Annotated in this window: 19 protein-coding genes; 8 read left to right on the top strand and 11 right to left on the bottom strand. The window is 72.7% G+C overall.

Features of this window, described 5'->3' with window-relative positions; all coding sequences use genetic code 11:
- Window positions 1-33 precede the first annotated feature (33 nt).
- The 9 genes from CXR04_RS25475 to CXR04_RS25435 all read right to left on the bottom strand — a co-directional run bounded on the left by CXR04_RS25475 (window position 34) and on the right by CXR04_RS25435 (window position 10,707).
- Window positions 34-897: an isoprenyl transferase gene (locus tag CXR04_RS25475; RefSeq protein ID WP_101424594.1), complete on the bottom strand. Its 864-nt coding sequence runs from the start codon at window positions 895-897 to the stop codon at window positions 34-36.
- Window positions 898-1,011: 114 nt separating this feature from the next.
- Window positions 1,012-1,758: a DNA repair protein RecO gene (gene recO / locus CXR04_RS25470; protein ID WP_101424593.1), complete on the bottom strand. Its 747-nt coding sequence runs from the start codon at window positions 1,756-1,758 to the stop codon at window positions 1,012-1,014.
- Window positions 1,759-1,872: 114 nt separating this feature from the next.
- A complete protein-coding gene (locus CXR04_RS25465; RefSeq protein WP_234380480.1) occupies window positions 1,873-3,780 on the bottom strand; it encodes a sialidase family protein in 1,908 nt (635 codons plus the stop codon).
- Window positions 3,781-3,980: 200 nt separating this feature from the next.
- Window positions 3,981-4,673 carry a FadR/GntR family transcriptional regulator gene (locus CXR04_RS25460; protein WP_101424591.1) on the bottom strand — a complete coding sequence of 231 codons (693 nt, stop codon included), beginning with the start codon at window positions 4,671-4,673 and terminating at the stop codon, window positions 3,981-3,983.
- Between the two features lie 101 nt (window positions 4,674-4,774).
- Entirely contained in the window at window positions 4,775-5,479 is a 705-nt protein-coding gene (locus CXR04_RS25455) for a response regulator (RefSeq protein ID WP_047015725.1), read from the bottom strand.
- The gene (locus tag CXR04_RS25450) at window positions 5,476-6,834 is read right to left on the bottom strand and encodes a sensor histidine kinase (RefSeq protein WP_101424590.1); all 1,359 of its coding nucleotides are present in this window, start codon (window positions 6,832-6,834) and stop codon (window positions 5,476-5,478) included. Before CXR04_RS25450 ends, CXR04_RS25455 begins: the two co-directional genes overlap by 4 nt.
- A 165-nt stretch (window positions 6,835-6,999) precedes the next feature.
- Window positions 7,000-9,072: an MMPL family transporter gene (locus tag CXR04_RS25445; protein ID WP_101424589.1), complete on the bottom strand. Its 2,073-nt coding sequence runs from the start codon at window positions 9,070-9,072 to the stop codon at window positions 7,000-7,002.
- A 227-nt stretch (window positions 9,073-9,299) separates the two neighbouring features.
- A complete protein-coding gene (locus CXR04_RS25440; RefSeq protein WP_101424588.1) occupies window positions 9,300-9,566 on the bottom strand; it encodes a protealysin inhibitor emfourin in 267 nt (88 codons plus the stop codon).
- Window positions 9,567-9,576: 10 nt separating this feature from the next.
- Window positions 9,577-10,707 (bottom strand): M4 family metallopeptidase, encoded by a 1,131-nt coding sequence (locus tag CXR04_RS25435; RefSeq protein ID WP_101424587.1) that lies wholly within the window; start codon window positions 10,705-10,707, stop codon window positions 9,577-9,579.
- 289 nt (window positions 10,708-10,996) lie between these two features.
- Between CXR04_RS25435 and leuA the strand changes: the two genes are divergently transcribed.
- Both leuA and CXR04_RS25425 read left to right on the top strand, forming a co-directional pair.
- A complete protein-coding gene (leuA, locus tag CXR04_RS25430) occupies window positions 10,997-12,763 on the top strand; it encodes a 2-isopropylmalate synthase (RefSeq protein ID WP_101424586.1) in 1,767 nt (588 codons plus the stop codon).
- A 407-nt stretch (window positions 12,764-13,170) separates the two neighbouring features.
- Window positions 13,171-13,866 (top strand): hypothetical protein, encoded by a 696-nt coding sequence (locus CXR04_RS25425; protein WP_101424585.1) that lies wholly within the window; start codon window positions 13,171-13,173, stop codon window positions 13,864-13,866.
- Between the two features lie 65 nt (window positions 13,867-13,931).
- Here CXR04_RS25425 and era read toward each other — a convergent pair whose 3' ends face one another.
- Complete coding sequence (gene era / locus CXR04_RS25420) at window positions 13,932-14,861, bottom strand: GTPase Era (protein WP_047019898.1); 930 nt, start codon at window positions 14,859-14,861, stop codon at window positions 13,932-13,934.
- Between the two features lie 515 nt (window positions 14,862-15,376).
- Between era and CXR04_RS25415 the strand changes: the two genes are divergently transcribed.
- From CXR04_RS25415 to CXR04_RS25395, 5 genes are all read left to right on the top strand, one after another.
- A complete protein-coding gene (locus tag CXR04_RS25415) occupies window positions 15,377-15,769 on the top strand; it encodes a hypothetical protein (RefSeq protein ID WP_101424584.1) in 393 nt (130 codons plus the stop codon).
- Window positions 15,770-15,867: 98 nt separating this feature from the next.
- Window positions 15,868-16,098, top strand: a complete 231-nt coding sequence (locus CXR04_RS25410) for a hypothetical protein (RefSeq protein ID WP_101424583.1) — start codon at window positions 15,868-15,870, stop codon at window positions 16,096-16,098.
- A gap of 251 nt (window positions 16,099-16,349) precedes the next feature.
- Window positions 16,350-18,467 carry a PhoH family protein gene (locus tag CXR04_RS25405; RefSeq protein WP_101424582.1) on the top strand — a complete coding sequence of 706 codons (2,118 nt, stop codon included), beginning with the start codon at window positions 16,350-16,352 and terminating at the stop codon, window positions 18,465-18,467.
- Window positions 18,468-18,471: 4 nt separating this feature from the next.
- Window positions 18,472-18,969, top strand: a complete 498-nt coding sequence (gene ybeY / locus CXR04_RS25400) for an rRNA maturation RNase YbeY (RefSeq protein ID WP_101424581.1) — start codon at window positions 18,472-18,474, stop codon at window positions 18,967-18,969.
- A complete protein-coding gene (locus CXR04_RS25395) occupies window positions 18,966-20,282 on the top strand; it encodes a hemolysin family protein (protein ID WP_101424580.1) in 1,317 nt (438 codons plus the stop codon). The genes ybeY and CXR04_RS25395 overlap by 4 nt, the downstream gene beginning before the upstream one ends.
- A gap of 82 nt (window positions 20,283-20,364) precedes the next feature.
- Here the strand turns inward: CXR04_RS25395 and CXR04_RS34980 are convergent, their stop codons facing one another.
- Entirely contained in the window at window positions 20,365-21,801 is a 1,437-nt protein-coding gene (locus tag CXR04_RS34980; protein WP_159072386.1) for a hypothetical protein, read from the bottom strand.
- Between the two features lie 77 nt (window positions 21,802-21,878).
- Between CXR04_RS34980 and CXR04_RS25380 the strand changes: the two genes are divergently transcribed.
- Window positions 21,879-22,241, top strand: coding sequence for a cytidine deaminase (locus CXR04_RS25380; protein ID WP_199850528.1), 363 nt, complete (start codon window positions 21,879-21,881; stop codon window positions 22,239-22,241).
- The last annotated feature ends 24 nt before the right edge of the window (window positions 22,242-22,265 follow it).

Below are 22,265 nucleotides of genomic sequence, written 5' to 3'. Positions count from 1 at the left end.
CCGGCCCCGCCTGCCGGCTGCCGGGCGCCGGTGTCAGCGGCTGTGCGCCTCGTCGTCGAAGCCGGTGTCGAAGCCGGTGTCGGTGTCGTTGGGCATGGCGCCGCCGAAGCGGCGGTCGCGGGAGGCGTACTCGACGCAGGCGCGCCACAGGTCGCGGCGGTCGAAGTCGGGCCACAGGATGTCCTGGAAGACCATCTCGGCGTAGACGCTCTGCCAGATCAGGTAGTTGGACGTGCGCCGCTCGCCGGAGGGCCGGATGAACAGGTCCACGTCCGGCATGTCGGGGTGGTAGAGGTATTTCGCGAAGGTGCGTTCGCTGACCTTCTTGGGGTCGAGGCGGCCGGCGGCGACGTCGCGGGCGATGCCGGCGGCGGCGTCGGCGATCTCGGCGCGGCCGCCGTAGTTGACGCACATGTAGAGGGTCATGGCGTCGTTGTCGGTGGTCTGCTCCTCGGCGACCTGGAGTTCCTGGACGACGCTCTTCCACAGTTTGGGCATGCGGCCGGCCCAGCGGATGCGTACGCCCATGGCGTCGAGTTCGCTGCGGCGGCGGTGGATGACGTCGCGGTTGAAGTTCATGAGGAAGCGCACCTCGTCGGGTGAGCGCTTCCAGTTCTCGGTGGAGAAGGCGTAGACGGAGAGGTTCTTCACCCCGAGTTCGAGGCAGCCTTTGACGACGTCGAGGACGACGGCTTCGCCGACCTTGTGGCCTTCGGTGCGCGGCAGGCCGCGTTCCTTGGCCCAGCGGCCGTTGCCGTCCATGACGATCGCGACGTGCCCGGGGACCAGTTCGCCGGGCAGCTTCGGCGCGCGGGCGCCGGAGGGGTGCGGCTCGGGGGGCCGGTAGGAGCGGCGGTGCCGCGTCAGGGACGTGCCGCGGATCCCTCGTCGTGCCATGTGCCGTGCTCTCCCGTTCCTCGGCGTGGGCCGTGTCGTTCCCGTCCGTTTTTTCCCTGCTGCCCGGCTTCTGCCCGCCCGGGGCCCGTCTCAGGGCGGGGCGGTTCCGCCCGGCTACCTTTCGACGTGGCGCAGTGAGCGCAGGCCCCGCTCCAGGTGCCAGTGCAGATAGGCGGCGACGAGGCCGCTGCCTTCTTTGACGTGATGTGCTCCACAGCGGTCGGCGGTGTGCCAGTCGCCGGTCAGGAGTGCGCCGAGCAGCGCAAGTACTTCGGGTGACGGTACGACGCTACCGGGCACGCGGCAATCGCCGCACAGCACTCCCCCCGCGTTGACGGAGAAGAACCTGTGGGGTCCGTCGAGGCCGCAGCGGGCGCAGTCGCCGAAGCTGGGGGCGTAGCCGTTGACGGCGAGGGAGCGCAGCAGGTAGGCGTCGAGAACGAGCTGGGGGGCGTGGGCGCCGCCGGCGAGGGTGCGCAGGGCGCCGACGAGGAGCAGGTACTGCTGGGTGGCGGGTTCGCCTTCCTGGTCGGTGAAGCGTTCCGCGGTCTCCAGCATGGCGGTGCCGGCGGTGTAGCGGGCGTAGTCGGCGGCTATGGGGGCGCCGTAGGGGGCGATCGTCTCGGTCTGGGTGCACATGGGCAGGCCGCGGCCGACGAGGTCGCCGCCGCGGGCGAAGAACTGGACGTCGACGTGGCTGAAGGGTTCGAGGCGGGCGCCGAACTTCGACTTGGTGCGCCTTACGCCGCGGGCGACGGCGCGGACGCGGCCGTGGCCGCGGGTGAGGAGGGAGATGATCCGGTCCGCTTCGCCCAGTTTCTGGGTGCGCAGCACGATGCCGTCGTCGCGGAACAGGGTCATGGGCCCCATTCTTGCCTACGTGACGGGTTTCGCGCCCGGCGCGGTGCGGGCGGCGGGCGGCGGCGGAGGGCCGGCCCGGGCGGTTGGCCGCCCGGGCCGGCGTGGCCGCGTCTGCTACTGCGGGTTGACGGTGTCGAGGGGGAGGCGGAGCTGCTGGCCTCTGGGGACGGGGGCGTTGTCCTTGCGGATGGCGGTCAGCTCGCCGCGGTTGAGGGCGCGGTCGTAGACGCGCATGTCGTCGAGGTAGCCGTGGAAGCGGTTGGCGCCGTCGAGGCGCTGGCCGACGTCGATGCCGCCGATGCCGAACTCGCTGCCCGCGGTGGGTGAGCCGGGCGGGGCGTCGGCGGCGTAGGAGGTGCCGTCGACGCTGAGGGTGAGCTCGCCGCCGGCGCGCTGCAGGGTCACGAAGTGGAAGGCGTTGTCGTTGTACGCGCCGGTGGTCTGGACGCTGACGGCGGCCTGTTCCATCTGCATGCGGGCGATGATGCGGTTCTGCTCGGGTTCCGCGCGCAGCCAGACGGAGGGGGCGTTGCCGCCGACTCCGTAGGCCCACATGATCACGTGGGCGCCGTTGGTGCGGCCGTACTTGAACCAGCCGGTCCAGGTGAAGTCGCCGTCGCCGACGTCGAGGGAGTCGTTCCAGGGGACTTCGACGCGGGCGTCGACGTGGGGGGCGGCGTTGTCGAGGTAGAGGGACTGGCCGAACTGTCCGGGGCGCAGGTGGGAGCTGCCGCGGACGTAGGCGGTGTTGCCGCTGCGGGAGACGTCGGGGGTGGTCGCGCCGGGGGCGGGGGCGGGGGGCTGCGGCGGGTCGTCGTTGGGCTGGTCGAGGAAGGCGTCGTTGAAGCGGGCCCAGCGGATCGTCTCGTACGGGCCGGCGGCGCCGGCTTCGTAGAGGAGGCCGACGCGGTCGCCGTCGAGTCCGGCCATGTCGGAGTAGGCGGTGGGGCCCCAGTGGATGACGCGGCCCTGCTGCCAGGGTTCCCAGGTGGCGCCGTCGTCGCGGGAGGCGCGTACGGACATGACCTTGCGGTCGGCGGGGTGGGCGGGCAGGGAGGCGAGGACCTGGTCGCCGTGGCGGAGGGTGGCGCCCTGGACGACGGGGCTGACGAGGTCCGGGGTGGTGGCGAAGGGGGCGTCGAAGGTGGTGCCGCCGTCGCTGCTGACGGCGGCGGCGCGGTTGCCGGGGTCGGTGCCGCGTTCGTCGCGGGCGGCGGCGTACACGGAGCCGTCGCGGCGTTCGAAGAGGCTGAGTTCCTGGGGTTTGACGTCGGGCGGCTGGACGGCGCGGGTGTCGTCGGCGCCGAGCTGCCAGTTCAGGCCGCCGTCGTCGCTGTAGAGGAGGTGGGCGCCCTGGCGGCCGTCGAGGCCCTGGTGGTTGCCGCCGACGAGGAGGCGTCCTGCGTGGTCGCCGGTGGTGAGCTGGAGGCCGTGGCCGGGTCCGGTGGCGTACCAGCGGTCCCATTCGGGCTTGGAGAGTTCGGCGGCCATGTTGCGGGCGGCGCTCCAGGTGCGGCCGTTGTCGGTGGAGTGCTGGAGGTAGGGGGTGCGGACGGTGTCGTCGGCGCCGGGGTTGTGGGTGCTGAGGAGGGAGATGCGGCCGGTTTCGCGGTCGACGACGGGGGCGGGGTTGCCGCGGGTGTCGCCGTCGCCGGCGAGGACGACCTGCGGGGCGCTCCAGGTGGCGCCGCCGTCGGTGGAGCGGCGGAGCACGATGTCTATGTCGCCTTTGTCGGCGCAACTGGCGACGCGGCCTTCGGCGAAGGCGAGGAGGGTGCCGTCGGCGGCTTCGACGACGGCGGGGATGCGGTAGCAGAAGTAGCCGCCGGTGCCGCCCTGGAAGAGCACTTCCTGGCTGAACTCGGGTGCTGCTGCTGTTTTTCCGGGGTCCTGTGCGCTGGCGTGGGGGGCGAGTGCGGTCAGGCCGGCGCCGAGGACCGCGGCGCACGCCGCGAGGGCGGTGGCGCGGCGGGGGCTTCTTCGGCGGGAGCGGTCTGCGGCAGGTGCGAGGCGTGGCTGCATGGTGCGTCTCGCTTTCGTCGGGATACGTCGGGCGCATCGAGCACATCGGGCACGTCGGGGTGACGCGGACAGCGGTGGATACCCCATGTCCTACGTAGGACGTGGGATGTCCACCGGCGTAACGTAAAGGCAGCCCCCCGTACGGTCAAGGGTCCGTCCGCAGCTACCCGCAGTTCACCTTCTGCTCATGCCTGCGCCGTTCACCCGACGCCGCGCATCGCCTTCCCCGCGCGCGCTTCGATGCCGCGGAAGTGGGTGGTCATCGCGGCCCGTACGTGCTCGCGGTCGCGGGCCCGCAGCGCGGCGACGATCTCCTTGTGGCGGCGGGCGGTGCCCAGCGGCGAGGGGTCGTCGGCCCAGCCGCGGGCGCCGGCGACGCGGTGGAAGACGTTCCAGAACGCGCTGAGGAGCTGCGGGACCAGGGTGTTGCCTATCGAGCGGTAGAGGACCTCGTGGAACTCGCGGTCCTCCTCGGGGAAGACCTCGCCCTGCCCGGCGCGGGTCTCCATGCGCGCGACGATGGTGTCCAGCGCGTCGAGGTCTTCCTCGGGGATGCTCTCCACCACCCGGCTGATCAGGCCCTCTTCGAGTATTTCGCGGACCTGGAGGATCTCGGTGAGGGCGTGCGCGTCGTCGCCGCCGAGCTGCACCAGGGTGCGGAACGTCAGCCCGTCGGCGAGCGGCGTGAGCGACGCCTCGCCGACGTAGGTTCCGTAGCCGTGGCGGATCTCGACGATGTCGAGGGCCTGCAGCGCCTTGAGCGCCTCGCGCACCGAGTTGCGGCTCACCCCCAGGTCGTCCATCAGCTCGGTCTCGGTGGGCAGCACCGCGCCGGGGCGCAGCCCCCGGTCGAGGATGAGCTGCATGATCTCGCGCTGGATCTGGCCGCCCATGCGCTTCCTTCGGTCCGAACGCGGCTGGGGGTGCTTCAGCTCCTGGGGCATGGCGGTATCGTACGCACAAGGAGGGACATCCTACGTGTGATACGGGAGGTTCATCCGGAAGATGAGGAAGATCCGGGAGTGATGAGCCCCGATTCGTAGCCGATGACCACCAACTGCGCCCGGTCGCGGGCGCCCACCTTGCCCATGATCCGGCTCACATGGGTCTTGGCCGTCAGCGGCGACAGCGCCAGCGACTCGGCGATCTCGGTGTTGTTCAGCCCGCGCGCCACCAGCACCAGCACCTGCCGCTCGCGCTCCGACAGCGCGCCCAGCGCCGCCCCGCCGTGCTGCGTCGCGGCCGGCTGCGGCGCCTCCGGCAGCCGCACCAGGCGCTCGATGAGGCGGGCCGTGGGGCCGGGCGAGAGCAGCGCGTCGCCGGCGGCGACGGTGCGGATGGCCTCCAGCAGCGCCGCCGGCTGGGTGTCCTTGACGAGGAAGCCGGAGGCGCCGGCGCGTAGCGCGGCCATGATGTGCTCGTCGGTGTCGTAGGTGGTGAGGACCAGGACCCGGACGCCCGCCAGGTCCTCGTCGGCGGCGATGAGCCGGGTCGCCTCGATGCCGTCGAGCTCCGGCATCCGCAGGTCCATCACCACCAGGTCGACGCGCTCGCTGCGGGTCAGCGCCACGGCCTCGCGGCCGTTGCCCGCCTCGCCGACGACCTCCATGTCGGCGGCGGAGTCGACGAGCATGGCGAACGCCTTGCGCACCAGGGTCTGGTCGTCGGCGAGCAGGACGCGGATGGGCTGCGCGGTCATGCGGTGCGGCTCCTGTCGGTGAAGGCGGTACGGGCCCCGGGCCGGCCGGCGGGGGCCGCCTGGTCCGCGGGCGCGGCGGGTGCTGCGGGTTCCGCCGGGTCCGCTTCCACGGTCTCGACGCCCTCGGGGCCGCCCGGTACGCAGGGCAGCACCGCGGTGACCGCGAAGCCCGCGGCGTCCGTGCGGCGGGCCGCCTCCAGGGTGCCGCCGACGCTGCGGGCCCGCTCGCGCATGCCGACGATGCCGTAGCCGGGGCGCGCACCGGCGCCCGCGGCCGGCGCGGCGGCGGCCTTCGCCGGGTGGTCCGGCCCGTCGTCGACGACGGCGATACGCAGCTCGCCCGCCCCCTCGTCGTACGTGACGGCGACCCGCACGTGCACCGCGGACCCGGCGTGCTGCACGGCGTTGGTCAGCGACTGCTGCACGATCCGGTACGCGGCCGCCCCCACCCCCCGCGGCACGTCGCGGGCGGCGTCGGCGACGTCCAGGCGCAGCTCGGCGCCGCCGGAGCGCGCCGCCGCCGCCAGGTCGTCCAGACCCGCCAGGCCCGGCGGCGGCCGGGTGCCGTCGACGGCGTCGCCGCCGCGCAGCACCTGCAGCGTGGTGCGCAGTTCCACGCGGGAGTCGCGGCAGGTGCCCGCGATGCCGTCGAGGGCGTCGGCCAGCGCCGCGCGGTCCAGCCTGCCGGGGTCGGCGACCAGCAGGTGCGCGGCCACCGACGTCTGCACGCCGATGAGGGTGATGCTGTGGGCCAGCAGGTCGTGCAGGTCCTGGGCGATGCGCAGCCGCTCCTCGGCGACCCGGCGGGCCGCGGTCTCCTCCCGGGTGCGCTCGGCGCGTTCGGCGCGTTCGACGATGGCGCCGACGTAGTTGCGGTGCACCCGCACCGCCTCGCCGAGCAGCGCCACCGACATGACCCAGCCGGAGGTGCGCAGCAGTTCCGCGCCCTGGTCGGCGTTGCGCAGCGTCAGCATGGTGACGGCCAGCACGACGAGCCCGCAGGTGATCAGCAGCGTCCGCAGCCGGGGTCCGGCGACGGCGAGGGAGTAGACGGCGACCATCATGGTGGGCGTCGGCGCGCTGTGGATGTTGTCGAGGATGTGGTACGGCGCCTCGGGCAGGACGGAGACGAGGAAGACGGCCATCGGGTAGTGGCGGCGCCAGGCCAGCACCGCCACCATGACGAACAGCAGCAGCCAGCCGAAGGCGTCCGGCCGGTGCGCGGATTCCCCGACGCCGCCGAACAGCGCCAGGCACGCGACGACGACGCCGACGAGCGCGGTGAACAGAACGTCCCGGCGCGTCGGCTTCTTCAGCCCGCTCAGCGGGGTCCTCGCTGACTGCATGACCACCATCCTCGCCTACGTCTCCTCAGGCGAAACTCCTCGGTACGGGCGGGCGGTTCCCGCACGCCCGCGGGGCGCGGAAACGGCCGGGCCCGGCAGGGCGGCGGCCTCTCGGGACCGCCGCCCGGCCGGGGCGGGGGGCCGTACGGTGCGTACGGCCGTGGCGGGGCGGTGCTAGCGTGCCGCGCCCGCGCCCGCCGGTTCCGGCTCCTGCCGCTCGCCGGGAGCGGGCGGCGGTGCCTCCTCGCGCTTCGACAGCGGTCCCGGCCACCAGATCTTCTTGCCCAGCAGCCAGCTCGCGGACGTCACCAGGTACGTGCGTACCAGGAACGTATCCAGCAGCACGCCGACCGCGACGACGAAACCCAGCTCGAACATCATCACCATCGGCATCGTCGCCAGCGCCGCGAACGTCGCCGCCAGCACCAGGCCCGCCGAGGCGATCACGCCGCCGGTGCGGCGCAGCGCGGTGAGCGCCGCGGTGCGGGTGCCGGCGCCGTTCATGGCCTCCTCGCGCATCCGGTGCAGCAGGAAGATGCCGTAGTCGACACCCAGCGCCACCCCGAAGACGAAGGTGAGCAGCGCCAGTTCGCCGCCGATGCCCGGATAGCCCATGACCGGCTCGAAGATCAGGCCGCCGATGCCCATCGCCGCGCCCCACGACGCCACCACGGCGACGGTCAGCACCAGCGGCGCCACCAGGCTGCGCAGCAGGACGACGAGGATGACCAGGACGGCGGCCAGGGTGAGCGGGATGACGAGCTTGCGGTCGCCGGAGTTGGCCTCCGCCAGGTCCAGCGCCTCGGCGCTGGGCCCGCCGACCATGGCGTCGGCGCCGTCGACCGCGCCCAGTTCGGAGCGCAGGTCCGCGATCGTACGGTCCTCCCCCGCGGACTGCGGCGGGTCGGCGGCGTAGACGGTGATCTCGCTGAACCCGTTGCCGGAGCGTGCCAGCTCCGCGGAGGCGACGCCCTCGACGCCCCGTGCCGCCGACAGCGCCGCGTCCGCCCCCGCGTCCTTGGCGACGACGACGATCGCCTGGGCGCTCTGCTCGGGATAGGCGTCCTTCAGCTTCTCCATCGCGGTGATCGACTCGGGCTTGTCGGTGAAGGCGTCCTCCTGCTTGAGGTTGCCCGGCAGGTTGAACGCGCCGAGCGCCAGCGCGCCCAGCAGCACCACGCCGCCCACGAGGATCGCCGCCGGGCGGCGGCCCACCGAGGAGCCCATCCGGTCGAAGAAGCCGCGCCGCTTGGGCTCGCTGCCGTAGGCGGGGACCAGCGGCCAGAAGATGCGGCGGCCGAAGAGGACCATCAGCGCCGGCAGCAGCGTCGTCATGACCGCCAGCGCGCACACCACGCCGACCGCGCCGACCGGGCCGAGACCCGCGCTGGAGTTGAGGTCCGCGGCCAGCAGGCAGATCAGGCCGGCCGCGACCGTACCGGAGGAGGCGAGGATCGCCGGGCCGCAGTTGCGTACGGCCGTCAGCATCGCTTCCCGCGGGTCGGTGGTGCGGCGCAGTTCCTCGCGATATCGGGCGACGAGCAGCAGCGCGTAGTCGGTGCCCGCGCCGAAGATGAGCACCGTCATCACCGCGGAGCTCATCGAGTTGACCGTCAGGTCGAACGCCTGGATGAGGCCGTAGACGACGGCCATCGCGCTCATCGACGCGACGCCCACGCAGACCAGCGGCAGCAGCCACAGGAACGGGCTGCGGTAGGTGAGGATCAGCAGGATCGTCACGATGCCCGCCGTGGCGTACATCAGGGTGCCGTCGACCTCTTCGTAGACCGCCTCGGAGTCGGCCTGGACGCCGGCGGGGCCGCCGAGTTCGACGGACAGGCCCTCGGGGGGATCCGCGACGGCCTCCTCGCGGATCTCCTCGACGGCCGCCGTTTGGGCATCCTCGTCGGGCAGGCCGACGACGGAGAACGGCAGCATCAGCGTGCTGCCGTCCTCGGCGGGCACGGCCTGCGGCGTGCCGTCCTTCGCCAGCTCGAACCGGTCGGCGACGGCGCCGGCGTGCTCGGCGGCCAGTTCGCGGTCGGCGGCGGTGATGCCGCCGTCGCGCTGGTAGACGAGGATGCCGTCGAGGGTGTCGCCACCGGGCATGTCCTCGGCTATCTGCGACACCTGGGTGGAGTCGGCGCTGCCGGGCAGGTAGTCGACGGCGCGGTCGCGGCTGACGTCGCCGAGCTTGCTGCCGAACGGCATGGCCAGGGCGAGGATCGCGACCCACAGGCCGAGCACGGCCCAGGGCAGCCAGCGGCGCCCCCGTCTCGTCGCGGGGCCTGGCGGCGCTTCTGGTGGTGCGGATACGGCGCCCATGGCGGGCTCTCCCTCCGGGAGGCAACTGGACTGCGCCCAGCTTCCCCCGGCGATCCGGCACCGGGCTTCGCTCCCGGGTGCGAAACCTCGCCTACTGCACGGGGTGGCCCGCGGCCGCCGCTGCTCCCCGGGGAGTACCCCGGGGAGTACTAGGCACCCTCTTTCAGCACCGTCCGTACGAGCGCGCGCTGCGCGTCGGTCAGCTTCGGGTCGGCGAAGTGCACGGTGCGGCCGCCGGCCGTGACGCGGTACGCGAAGCCGTCCGGCACGCCCGCGGGCGGGGCCGCGCCGCCCTCCGCGAGCACCCGGCCGGCCAGCGCCTCCAGGCCGGCCGCGTCCGCGCGGCCGGCCGTGTCCAGGGTCGCCTCGCGGGTCAGGCCCGCGAAGCCCCCGGTGCGGATGACGGTGATGCGCATGCCCCCACGCCTACCCCGCCTGCGGCGCCGCACCCTCACGGGCCGGGGTCTGCCGCGGCACCGTGGCCTCGGCGTCGGTGTCCACCCCGACCTGCGACCACGCCGAGAGCACCGCGGTGCGCTCCGCGCCGTCGCCGTAGCGGGCCTCGGCGGCGGCGACGGTGGCGGCGGCGAACGCGGCGAAGTCGGCGGTGGTGGTGAGGCCGCCGCCGGTCAGCACGTCGTACCAGATGCGGCCTGCGCGCTCCCAGGCGTTGCCGCCGAGGTCGGTGGCCAGCAGGTAGAAGGCGTGGTTGGGGATGCCGGAGTTGATGTGGACGCCGCCGTTGTCGGTGGAGGTGTCGACGTAGTCGGCCATCGTCGCCGGCTGCGGGTCCTTGCCGAGGACGTCGTCGTCGTAGGCGGTGCCGGGGGCCTTCATCGAGCGCAGCGCCTCGCCGGACACGCCGGGCGCCAGCAGCTCGGCGCCGATGAGCCAGTCGGCGTCGGCGGCGCCCTGGCCGAGGACGTACTGCTTGATGAGGGAGCCGAAGACGTCGGAGACCGACTCGTTGAGCGCCCCGGACTGGCCGAAGTACTCCAGGTTCGCGGTGTACTGGGTGACGCCGTGCGTCAGCTCGTGCCCGATGACGTCGACGGCGAGGGTGAAGTCGAGGAACACCTCGCCGTCGCCGTCGCCGAAGACCATCTGCTCGCCGTCCCAGAAGGCGTTGCCGTAGTCCTCGCCGTAGTGGACGGTGGCGTTCAGCGGCAGCCCGGCGCCGTCGATGGAGTCGCGGGCGAAGCCGCTGAGGAACAGGTCGAAGGTGGCGCCGAGGCCGTCGTAGGCGCGGTTGACGGTGGCGTCGTCGACGGCCGCCCCGCCCTCCTTGCGGACTTCCGTGCCCGGCAGGTCCTGGGTCTGCCCGGCGTCGTAGACCGTCCGCTTCGGCTTCGCGTCGTCCGGCGCCTGCCGCGCGGCCCGCGGGGCGGCGGCACCGCGCACCGTGGTGATGCGGCGCCGGGTGCGCTGCAGCGCGTCGCGCTCCAGGGTGCGGCGGGCGCGGGCCGACAGCGCCGGGTCTTCCGTGCGGGCCAGCTTGTCCAGCATGTGGGGCGGCACGATCGTGCAGAACACGGGGGTACGTGAGGATGCGTCCATACCCTGCAATGTGTCACTGAGTAATTGACTTGTCACTCCCCGCAGCGAGTTCTTCGCGATTTCGGGTGGCGGGGGCCGCCCGGGGCTCCGTGCGGGGTCTCGCATCGTGATACTGATCGGCCGGCGCCGCCGCGGCTGGGCTACATTGGTCGGCATCGTGCGTTACGGGCTGCTTCTTCTTAGCCGCCGCGGCGAGGGTCTGCTGTCGTAGACCGACCCCCTCCCCGCGGAGTCCGGTGCTGCCACCCGTCGGTCGACGACCAGCTCGCGCGAAGGAGCCCACGCCACCATGTCCCACCCCGGTAACGCCGTCGGCCGCGGTACGCCCGTCACCGCCGCCACCGTGCGCCAGCAGCCCTCCGGCATGCCCGTGCACCGCTACCGCCCGTACGACGCCGTCGACATCCCCGACCGCACCTGGCCCGGCAACCGCATCACCCACGCGCCCCGGTGGCTCTCCACCGACCTGCGCGACGGCAACCAGGCCCTGATCGACCCCATGTCGCCGGCGCGGAAACGCGCCATGTTCGACCTCCTGGTACGCATGGGCTACAAGGAGATCGAGGTCGGCTTCCCCTCCTCGGGGCAGACGGACTTCGACTTCGTCCGCTCCATCATCGAGGACGGCGCCATCCCCGAGGACGTGACGATCTCCGTCCTGACCCAGGCCCGCGAAGAGCTGATCGAGCGCACCGTGGCGTCGCTGAAGGGTGCCCACCGCGCCACCGTCCACCTGTACAACGCCACCGCGCCCGTCTGGCGCGAGGTCGTCTTCCGCGGCTCGCGCGACGCGGTGAGGCAGATCGCCGTCGACGGTACCCGGCTGGTCGTGGAGTACGCCGAGAAGCTGCTCGACGACCGTACGGCCTTCGGCTACCAGTACAGCCCGGAGATCTTCACCGACACCGAGCTGGACTTCGCGCTGGAGGTCTGCGAGGGCGTCATGGACGTCTGGCAGCCCGAGGACGGCCGCGAGATCATCCTCAACCTGCCGGCCACCGTCGAGCGCTCCACGCCCTCGACGCACGCCGACCGCTTCGAGTGGATGTCGCGGAACCTGTCCCGCCGCGAGTACGTCTGCCTCTCCGTCCACCCGCACAACGACCGCGGCACCGCCGTCGCCGCCGCCGAGCTGGCGCTCATGGCCGGCGCCGACCGCGTCGAGGGCTGCCTGTTCGGGCAGGGCGAGCGGACCGGCAACGTCGACCTGGTCACCCTGGGCATGAACCTCTTCTCGCAGGGCGTCGACCCGATGATCGACTTCTCCGGGATCGACGAGATCCGGCGCACCTACGAGTACTGCAACCAGATGGGCGTCCACCCCCGCCACCCCTACATCGGCGACCTCGTCTACACCGCCTTCTCCGGCTCCCACCAGGACGCCATCAAGAAGGGCTTCGAGGCGATGGAGGCCAAGGCCGCGCAGGCCGGCAAGCCCGTCGAGGAGATGGCGTGGGCGGTGCCGTACCTGCCCATCGACCCCAAGGACGTGGGCCGCTCCTACGAGGCCGTCATCCGCGTCAACTCCCAGTCCGGCAAGGGCGGCGTGGCGTACGTGCTCCAGCACGACCACAGCCTCGACCTGCCGCGGCGCATGCAGGTGGAGTTCTCCCGCATCATCCAGACCAAGACCGACGCCGAGGGCGGCGAGGTCACCCCCGCGCAGATCTGGGACGTCTTCCGCGACGAGTACCTGCCCAACCCCGGCAACGCCTGGGGCCGCATCCAGCTCCGCGGCGGGCAGACCACCACCGACCGCGACGGCGTCGACACCCTCACCGTCCAGGCCGACGTCGACGGCGCCGGGACCACCCTCGTCGGCACCGGCAACGGCCCCATCTCCGCGTTCTTCCACGCCCTCCAGGGCGTCGGCATCGACGCGCGGCTCCTGGACTACCAGGAGCACACGATGAGCGAGGGCGCCAGCGCGCAGGCCGCCTCGTACATCGAGGTCGCCGTCGACGGCAAGGTGCTGTGGGGCATCGGCATCGACGCCAACACCACCCGCGCGTCGCTGAAGGCCGTCGTCTCCGCGGTCAACCGCGCCGCCCGCTGACCGCCGCGGCACCCCCGGAGCGCCTGGGGTCTGTCTTCAGTCTCCCGGCTGCGGCTGGGGGTACCGCCCACGTGCGCGCAGCGCGCTGTGAGGGAGCCCGGCACGCACGCTCGCCGCGTTGTCGGGATCGACCGCACAGGCCCACTGTGCGGACGACCGTCCGCCTCGCGATCGCACGCACCGGCCTCCCCCTACGCCCTGGGGGCGTGGGCGGTACCCCCTGCGCCGCCCCCCCCTGCGGGCGAACGACGCGGGATCGACGACAGACCCCAGCGCCCCGCGCGCCGTCCGACCGCGGACGGGGCGCGGGGCGCGGCTCGTTCGCACCGCCTTGACGTGCACGAGGGCTGACGATGTCGGCCGGTGTGGTTAGCATCACGTCAGCGCGGCAGCGTTGCCGAAGCGTGATGGAGGTCGACGTGACGCATATCCTCCGCCGGTTCGCCGGCGTGCGGACGTCCTGGCACACCGAGTCGGACGGTGAGTTCTTCTGCCCCGGCTGCGGCGGCGACCGCAACTACCGCCGGCGCAGCGGCAGACGGCGGTTCACCGTCCTCGGCGTGCCCGTGCTGCCGCGCGGCGCCGCGGGACCCGTCGTCGAATGCGCCGGCTGCGGCGGCCACTTCGGCCTCACGTCCCTGGCGGAGCCCACCTCGACGCGCTTCGCGCTGCTGCTGCGCGACGCCACCCACGCCGTCGCGCTCGCCGTCCTGCACGCCGGCGGCACCTCCTCCGCCGCCGTCCGCTGCACCGCCGTCACCGCCGTGCGCACCGCGGGCTACGACGACTGCACCGAGGAGCAGTTGCTGACGCTGCTGGCCGCCATCGAGGCCGACTCGGGGCGGATGCCAGAACTGTGCGCCGACCTGCCGCCGGAGCAGCGGAACTTCGAGGCGGAGCTGCGCGAGACGCTGGCGCCGCTGGCGCCGCACCTGGTGCCCGTCGGGCGGGAGTCGATCCTGCTGAGCGGCGCGCGCATCGCGCTCGCGGACGGGGCGTACACGCCGCCGGAGTGGGAGACCCTCGTCGTCGTCGGCGACGCGCTGCTGCTGCCGGCCCCGGACGTCGAGCGGCTGCTGACGTCGGCGCGTACGCCGTCGTAAGGGGCGCGCGGGACCCGCGCGCCTCTACGCGCCCCCGCGTACCACCCCCCTCGTTCTCCTCGGGCTCAGAAGCCCAGCCGGCGCAGCTTCTTCGGGTCCCGCTGCCAGTCCTTGGCGACCTTCACGTGGATGTCGAGATACACCGGCATGCCCAGCAGCGCCTCGATGTGCCCGCGGGCCTTGGTGCCGATCTCCTTCAGCCGCTTGCCCTTCGGCCCGATGACGATCCCCTTCTGGCTGTCCCGCTCGATGAACAGGTTGGCGTGGATGTCCAGCAGCGGCCGGTCCGCCGGGCGGTCCTCGCGCGGCTCCATCTCGTCGACCACCACCGCGATCGAGTGCGGCAGCTCGTCCCGTACGCCCTCCAGAGCCGCCTCCCGGATCAGCTCGGCGACCATCACCTGCTCCGGCTCGTCGGTCAGCTCCCCGTCCGGGTACAGCTCCGGGCCCTCCGGCAGCAACGGCACCAGCAGGTCCGCGAGCAGGCCGACCTGCTTGCCCTCGACCGCCGAGACCGGCACCACCTCGGCCCACTCGAAGCCCAGGTCCTTCGCCATCCGGTCCACCGCCACGAGCTGCGCGGCGACCGTGTCGGAGTCGGCCAGGTCGGTCTTGGTGACGACGGCGACCTTGGGGGTACGCCGCAGGGCGGCCAGCTCGCCGGCGATGTACCGGTCGCCCGGGCCGATCTTCTCGTTCGCCGGCGCGCAGAAGCCGATCACGTCGACCTCGGCCCAGGTGGCGCGCACCGCGTCGTTGAGCCGCTGGCCCAGCAGCGTGCGCGGCTTGTGGTAGCCGGGGGTGTCGACGAGCACGAGCTGCGCGTCGGGGCGGTGCACGATGCCGCGCACGGTGTGCCGGGTCGTCTGCGGCCGGCTGGAGGTGATGGCCACCTTCTGGCCGACCAGCGCGTTGGTCAGGGTCGACTTGCCGGCGTTGGGCCGGCCGACGAAGCAGGCGAAGCCGGAGCGGTGCCCGGTGTCAGGGGTGGTCATGGGGAGCATTCTCCCCGACCGCCGCCCGGCACCCGCCGCCGCTCCGGTCCCGGCGACCGCGGCGGGTGGCGGGCCGACCGTGGCCCGACGGCGGGCGCGATGGCCGAGCTGGTCGCCGAGGGACGTGGTGTCGGTGCCGGTACGGGGGCTGGCGCCATGCGAACTGGCGCTGCTGTGGCGGAAGGCCGACGGACGGCGGGAGCTCGCGGAGTTCGCGGCGGCGTTCCGGGGGGCACCGGTCGCCGCGGACGGCGGGCCGGGACCCGGACGGCAGGGCGGCAGGTCCCGGGAGAACACGGGGGAGAGAAGCTGGGCCGTCGCGGGCGTCGCGGGCATCAGGCACGTGTGTGGCCGGGGCGCGGGGGTGTGGGCGCGTACGTCTGGGGCGCGGGCGTGCGCCGCGCGTGCGGGGGCCGGACGGGCGGCGCGGGCGCCGGACGGGAGGCGCGGCGGCGCGCGGAACATCACCCTCAGGATGGACTGTACGGAACGTAGCACCGTGGTTACCTGAAGTCGTGACCGTCCGTGCCGCGCTCGTCCGCGGGCCCGCCCTGCGCGCCGTGCTCGCGCTGCTCCTCGGGGTGCTGCTGGTGCCCGGCGGAGCCGTCGAGCGCGCGAGCGCCGCGGATGGCTACTCCACGTCCTCCGCCGCCCCCGGGGCGGCCGGAGCCGCCGGCGAAGCGGCCCCCGGCGAGGACACCGGCCCCGCGCCCGCCCTCGCCCGGCGCGGGCCGCGGCCGGCGAAGGCCGGGCGCGCCGACCACGCCGGCCGCGTCGCGGCCGCCGCCTGGCCCGCGCCCCGGATGCCCCGCGGCGCCGGGAAGACCGGCTCCCCGTGGTGCCCGTACGCCCCGGAGGCCGCGGTGCTCGCCGCGGCCCGGGGGCGGTACGCCGTACTGCGCTGCTGACAGGGCCCGCGCGGCGGGCCCGTTCGCGTACGGACGGACGCCTGCCCCGCTGCCCGTACCCCCCACGTCAGCACCCAAGCGGCAAGCCGGAGTTCGCCATGCCGATCGACCTCTCGCGCGCGCTCGAAGCGTACGTGCGCGCCCAGACCCTCCCGCCCCCGCCCGCCGACCAGCCGCCCGCACCCGAACCCCGGGACCGCCGCCCCACAGGCCATGGCCCGGCACCCGGCCCCGATCCCGTACCCGACCCCGCAGAACCGCAGGCCGACGCCGCCCTCCCCGCCCCCGACGTCCCGCCCGAGCCGCCGGGGGCTCCGCTGCCGGCGTAACGGCACCCCGCCGCTCACGGGCTACCGCGGTACCGCGGTAGCCCGTGAGCAGGCACCCGCACCTCTCCCACACGTCTGGCGTACCGTCCTCGAAACTCACTGGCCACAGCCGCACCTCCCCCCGTTACGATGGCGTCAGGGCCTGCGTGTGGAGCAGGCGTCGGGACCCCGGGCGTGGTCCGTCCGGCGGGCCCTCCTCACCATCACGCGAGCGAAGAAGTGGGATGAGATTCAGGCCCGAGGGCCGGCCCATGACACAGACACCCGTAAGCCGCACCCCCGAAGAGGGACAGGCCCGCGCCCACATCACCATCCCTGCGAAGCACCCCATGGTGACCGTGCTGGGCTCCGGAGACTCCCTCCTGCGGGTCATCGAGAAGGCGTTCCCCGGCACCGACATCCACGTGCGGGGGAACGAGGTCAGCGCCGTCGGCGCGTCCGAGGAAGTCACCCTCGTGCAGCGCCTCTTCGACGAGATGCTGCTCGTCCTGCGCACCGGAGCCCCCATGACGGAGGACGCGGTGGAGCGGACGATCGCCATGCTCAAATCCGACCGCGACGACGAGGCCGGCGGCCACCACGCCCCCTCCGAGGTCCTGACGCAGAACATCCTGTCCAACCGCGGCAAGACGATCCGCCCGAAGACGCTGAACCAGAAGCGCTACGTCGACGCCATCGACAAGCACACCATCGTCTTCGGCATCGGCCCCGCGGGCACCGGCAAGACGTACCTCGCCATGGCCAAGGCGGTCCAGGCCCTGCAGTCCAAGCAGGTCAACCGCATCATCCTGACCCGCCCCGCGGTCGAGGCCGGCGAGCGCCTCGGCTTCCTGCCGGGCACGCTGTACGAGAAGATCGACCCGTATCTGCGCCCGCTGTACGACGCGCTGCACGACATGCTGGACCCGGACTCGATCCCGCGGCTGATGGCCGCGGGCACGATCGAGGTCGCCCCCTTGGCATACATGAGGGGCAGGGCGATGCCGTTGTTCACCAAGGTTCTGACACCCGATGGCTGGCGCCCGATCGGCGACCTCGAGGTCGGCGACCTGGTGATCGGCTCCAATGGTGAGCCGACCCCGGTGCTGGGGGTGTATCCCCAGGGCGAGCGGGACATCTATCGCGTGACGGCTCAGGACGGCTCGTGGACGCTGTGCTGCGGCGAGCACCTGTGGACGGTCAGGACCGCCGCGGACAAGCGGCGCAACAAGCCGTGGCGGGTCCTGGAGACCCAGGAGATGATCGGCAACCTGCGCGCTGCGCACGCCCGCCGGTACGAACTCCCGCTGCTGACCGGACCGGCGCAGTTCCCGGCCCGCGAGGTGCCGATGGACCCATATGCGCTGGGTCTGCTGCTGGGTGACGGCTGCATCACGGGTACCACCACGCCGGGCTCCACCACCGCCGATCCGGAGCTGGTGTCGGCGCTGGAACGGGCTCTGCCCGGCGCCAAGGTCCGGCGGAAAGGCCCGATCGACTTCGTCCTCAACGGCGAGAGCGCTCCGGGCGACGTCATCACGCGGGCGAATCCTGTCACCAGGGACCTGCGCACTCTCGGCCTGCTCGGCTCACGCTCCGTCTCGAAGTTCATCCCGGACGATTACCTCTACAACACCCCCGAGGTCCGGCTGGCTCTGCTTCAGGGGCTGCTCGACAGCGATGGCGGACCGGTTACCCAGTCCGACCGGACCTGCCGCATTCAGTACACGACCGCGTCGATTCTGCTGCGTGACAACGTCATCTCCCTGGTGCAGTCCCTGGGGGGCGTCGCCTACACCCGTCGCCGGGCGGCCGAAGGCCGGAAGCCCGGGCGGGCACGGGGTCGCGATGTGCACCACCGTCGCGACGCGCACATCGTCGACATCCGACTCCCCGAAGGCATCGAGCCCTTCCGGCTCGCGCGCAAGCGCGAGAAGTACCACGCCGCCGGAGGCGGCGGCCGTCCCATGCGGTTCATCGACAGCATCGAGCCGGCGGGCCGCGAGGAGACCGTGTGCATCCAGGTGGCGGCGGAGGACTCGCTGTACGTCACGCAGGACTACCTGCTCACGCACAACACGCTCAATGACGCGTTCATCATTCTCGACGAGGCGCAGAACACGAATCCCGAGCAGATGAAGATGTTCCTGACCCGGCTCGGGTTCAACTCCAAGATCGTCGTCACCGGTGACGTCACGCAGGTCGACCTGCCCGGCGGGACGAAGAGCGGGCTGCGGCAGGTGCAGGGGATCCTGGACGGCGTGCAGGACGTGCACTTCTCCACGCTGACCAGCAAGGACGTCGTACGGCACAAGCTGGTGAGCCGGATCGTCGAGGCGTACGACAAGTTCGACGTCAGGAACAGCGACGACAGGAACGGCAGGGCCTAGACCCGTGTCCGTCGAAGTCAACAACGAATCCGGGGTCGAGGCCGACGAGGAGGCCGTGCTCGGGGCCGCCAGGTACGCGCTGGCGCGGATGCAGATCCACCCGCTGTCCGAGCTGTCGGTCATCCTCGTCGACCCCGCCGCGATGGAGCAGTTGCACGTGCAGTGGATGGACGAGCCCGGGCCGACGGACGTGATGTCGTTCCCCATGGACGAGCTGCGCCCGCCCGCCAAGGACGACGAGGAGCCCGTGCAGGGGCTCCTCGGCGACATCGTGCTCTGTCCCGAGGTCGCCCGCCGCCAGGGTGCCGCGGCGCCGACCGGGCATTCCATGGACGAGGAGCTGCAGTTGCTCACGGTGCACGGGGTGCTGCACCTCCTCGGCTACGAGCACGAGGAGCCCGCAGAGAAGGCCGAGATGTTCGGTCTGCAGAAGGCGATCGTCGACGGTTGGCGCGCCGAGCGCGGCGTGACCGGTCCTTCGCCGGCGCCCACCGAGCGATGACCGCCCGGCTGATCGCCGCGGCGGTCCTGCTCGTGGGGGTCGGCTGGCTGGCGTCGTGCGCCGAGACGGCGCTGGCGCGGACGACGCGGATCGCCGCCGAGGACGCGGTACGTACCGGGCGGCGCGGTTCCGCGAAGCTGCTGGCGGTGACCTCCGACCCGGTGCGCTATCTGAACGTGGCGCTGCTGGTGCGGGTCGGCTGCGAGATGGCCGCGGGCGCGCTCGTCACGTACGCCTCGCTGCGCCATTTCGACCGCACCTGGGAGGCGTTGACGGTCGCGATCGCCGCGATGGTCCTCGTCTCGTACGTCGCGATCGGCGTCTCGCCGCGCACCATCGGGCGCCAGCACCCGGTGGCGACGGCGACGGCCTCCGCGTACGTGCTGCTGCCGCTGGCCCGGATCATGGGCCCGGTGCCGCGGCTGCTGATCCTGCTGGGCAACGCGCTGACGCCGGGCAAGGGCTTCCGCCAGGGGCCGTTCGCGTCGGAGGCGGAGCTGCGCGCGATGGTGGACCTGGCGGAGAAGGAGTCGCTGATCGAGGACGAGGAGCGGCGCATGGTCCACTCCGTCTTCGAACTCGGCGACACCCTGGTGCGCGAGGTGATGGTGCCGCGGACCGACGTGGTGACCATCGAGCGGTACAAGACGCTCCGGCAGGCGCTGACGCTCGCGCTGCGCTCCGGTTTCTCGCGGATCCCGGTGACGGGTGAGAGCGAGGACGACGTCGTCGGGGTGGTGTACCTGAAGGATCTGGCGCGCAAGGTGCACATCAGCCGGGAGGCCGAGTCGGAGCTGGTGTCGACGGCGATGCGGCCGGCGGCGTTCGTACCGGACACGAAGAAGGCCGCGGACATGCTGCGGGAGATGCAGCAGCAGCGGATCCACGTGGCGGTCGTCATCGACGAGTACGGGTCGACGGCGGGCATCGTGACGATCGAGGACATCCTGGAGGAGATCGTCGGCGAGATCACCGACGAGTACGACCGGGAGCTGCCGCCGGCGGCGGAGCTGGGCGAGGGCCGCTTCCGGGTCACGGCCCGGCTGGACATCGGCGACCTGGGCGAGCTGTACGACCTGGAGCTGGACGACGAGGACGTGGAGACCGTCGGCGGGCTGCTGGCCAAACAGTTGGGGCGGGTGCCGATCGCGGGCGCGACGGCGGAGGTCGACGTGACGCACGACGGTTCCGACCCGGGGCTGCGGGCGCTGCGGCTGACGGCGGAGTCGCCTGCCGGGCGGCGGAACAAGATCGTGACGGTGCTGGTGGAGCCGGTGCGGGAGGTGCCGGTGGAGCAGGACGAGGAAGCGTAGCCCCTCCCCCGCGCCGCCTCCTTACGTGCGCCTCCGCGGCACCCGGCACGGCCATCGCGGCCGCACGGCCGGCGGTGTGCGATCAGTGGATGGGACCGTCGGCTTCCAGGCGCGCCAGCCGCGTCCGCCAGCGGGCGGCGTTCTCCTCCTGCCCGTACGCGGACTCGCACGCGGCCTGGGCACGACAGGCGTACACGGCCAGCTCGGGGAGGTGCTCGCGTGCCACCTCGACGATCGCTTCGACGCCGTCGTCCCACGCCGGGTTGACTATCTTGTCGACCAGGGCGGTCCCCATCTCCACGGCCAGCTCCGCCGGGCGGGCCGATCCGCTGGCCAGGGCGTGCAGGAAGGGTCCGCTGCTGTGTCCCTCGTCGGCCAGATCCGCCAGCTTGCGGGCCGTGCCGGCGTTTCCGGCGCGGGCGTGCACGAAGGCCAGGTCCATCGCGAACTGACCCATCCACGTTCCCGCCAGGTCCCCGTCGAGGCTTCCCCCCGAGACCTCGTCGGCCCGGTCGAAGGCCCCTTCGCAGAGGGCCAGTGCGAAGGCGGCCACCCGGGCCGAACCGTCGTCGTAGATCCTGCGCAGCTCCGCCGCCGCCCGTGACAGGTCACCTGACTGTGCGAGGCGGTGTCCGTATTCGGCCGGGCTCTCCATTCCCCCGCCTCGGCGTGCTTCGGCGATGACCGAAGCGCTACCCAGGAATACGTCGCCTATGGAACAGTCGCCTCGGAAGACCGCCACCGCGTACGCCGCCCGCGCTTCCTCCTCGTGCCCTTCCGCGTGCAGGCGAAGGGCCAATTCCAGGGGCACATCGGAACCTTGGTCCTGTGCGGTGTACCTGTCCTGGCCGGTCAGCAGGGCGTCGAGCTCCAGGCGGGCCTGTACTTTGGCGTACGGGTCGCCGTGTTCGAGTTCGATGGCGTGGCGGAACGCGGCGGCGGCCCCGTCGGGGTCGTCGTCCCACAGCACCCACCCGAGCCGCACCGACGCCTCGGCCTCCGCGATCGGCCCCCATGCGCGGGCGCCCCAGCACTGGCCGGCCCGGAGCGTCTGCGTCCAGCGCGGGTCGGTGGCCCAGACGTCGTACTCCGCCTGGACGAGGCGTTCCTCCAGTGCGCCGTGCTCGTCGGGACGGTAGCCGCCGTTGAACGTCCCCGCGTAGTACAGGTGATCAAGGGTGTCGTAGGCGTTGCGGTAGTACGCGGCCAGCGCGTCGTCGACAGGGTGATGGCGCACGGCTACGCGCTCGACGCGTGCGACGAACCGGTGCGCGTTGGCGCGGAGGAACGCGGCATCCAGAGACTGCGCCTCGCTGACCTCCCCGGCCAACGGCCCCCGGGGCCGGCCGGCTTCGCCGTCCGCCGCTTCCCGCAGCACTTGCAGGAAGAACCCCGAGTCGGACGGCAGCAGCATGGCCTGGTCCCACGACGGCTCATGGTGCACGAGCAGCACCCGCAGGCGCACCGGCCCTCCCGAGGCATCCGCGTGCACGACGTGAATCCGGTACATGTTGTCCATGCCGCCACCCTGGCAGGCGCCTACGACAACGCAGGCGGTGGAGACGGCCCGTTGAGCGGCCGCCGTACGGGGTTCGTATGCTCGCCGGTATGAACGAGAGCAGCTCGCTGGACCCGGAAGACCGCAAGATCATCACTCTGGCCCGGAGTACGCGGGCGCGCAACGCCGTGCCGGAGGGCGCGGCCGTACGGGACGAGACCGGCCGCACCTACGTCGCGGGCACCGTGGCGCTGGACTCGCTGCGGCTGACCGCGCTGCAGACCGCCGTGGCGATGGCCGTCGCCAGCGGCGCCACCTCGCTGGAGGCGGCGGCGGTCGTCACCGAGGCGGCGGCCCCCGCGGACGCGGACCTCGCGGCCGTACGCGACCTCGGCGGCCCGGGCACCCCCGTGCTGCTGGCCGCCCCGGACGGCGAGGTACGCAGCACGACCCGGGCCTGAGGGGCTCCGGGAGCCCGCCGGCGT

This window comes from Streptomyces sp. CMB-StM0423, assembly GCF_002847285.1.
In the GTDB taxonomy this organism is placed as follows: domain Bacteria; phylum Actinomycetota; class Actinomycetes; order Streptomycetales; family Streptomycetaceae; genus Streptomyces.
Note: the sequence above shows the minus strand (reverse complement) of the source record. Positions and strands in the feature narration are given on the sequence as shown.

Coding starts and splice junctions, on each gene's coding strand:
- era (WP_047019898.1), bottom strand. CDS start 14,861: ATGACCACCCCTGACACCGGGCACCGCTCCGGCTTCGCCTGCTTCGTC.
- CXR04_RS34980 (WP_159072386.1), bottom strand. CDS start 21,801: ATGGACAACATGTACCGGATTCACGTCGTGCACGCGGATGCCTCGGGA.
- CXR04_RS25425 (WP_101424585.1), top strand. CDS start 13,171: ATGGAGGTCGACGTGACGCATATCCTCCGCCGGTTCGCCGGCGTGCGG.
- CXR04_RS25395 (WP_101424580.1), top strand. CDS start 18,966: ATGACCGCCCGGCTGATCGCCGCGGCGGTCCTGCTCGTGGGGGTCGGC.
- CXR04_RS25410 (WP_101424583.1), top strand. CDS start 15,868: ATGCCGATCGACCTCTCGCGCGCGCTCGAAGCGTACGTGCGCGCCCAG.
- CXR04_RS25455 (WP_047015725.1), bottom strand. CDS start 5,479: ATGACCGCGCAGCCCATCCGCGTCCTGCTCGCCGACGACCAGACCCTG.
- CXR04_RS25465 (WP_234380480.1), bottom strand. CDS start 3,780: ATGCAGCCACGCCTCGCACCTGCCGCAGACCGCTCCCGCCGAAGAAGC.
- CXR04_RS25440 (WP_101424588.1), bottom strand. CDS start 9,566: ATGCGCATCACCGTCATCCGCACCGGGGGCTTCGCGGGCCTGACCCGC.
- CXR04_RS25405 (WP_101424582.1), top strand. CDS start 16,350: ATGACACAGACACCCGTAAGCCGCACCCCCGAAGAGGGACAGGCCCGC.
- leuA (WP_101424586.1), top strand. CDS start 10,997: ATGTCCCACCCCGGTAACGCCGTCGGCCGCGGTACGCCCGTCACCGCC.
- CXR04_RS25435 (WP_101424587.1), bottom strand. CDS start 10,707: ATGGACGCATCCTCACGTACCCCCGTGTTCTGCACGATCGTGCCGCCC.
- CXR04_RS25460 (WP_101424591.1), bottom strand. CDS start 4,673: ATGGGCGGCCAGATCCAGCGCGAGATCATGCAGCTCATCCTCGACCGG.
- CXR04_RS25450 (WP_101424590.1), bottom strand. CDS start 6,834: ATGGTGGTCATGCAGTCAGCGAGGACCCCGCTGAGCGGGCTGAAGAAG.
- recO (WP_101424593.1), bottom strand. CDS start 1,758: ATGACCCTGTTCCGCGACGACGGCATCGTGCTGCGCACCCAGAAACTG.
- CXR04_RS25475 (WP_101424594.1), bottom strand. CDS start 897: ATGGCACGACGAGGGATCCGCGGCACGTCCCTGACGCGGCACCGCCGC.
- CXR04_RS25380 (WP_199850528.1), top strand. CDS start 21,879: ATGCTCGCCGGTATGAACGAGAGCAGCTCGCTGGACCCGGAAGACCGC.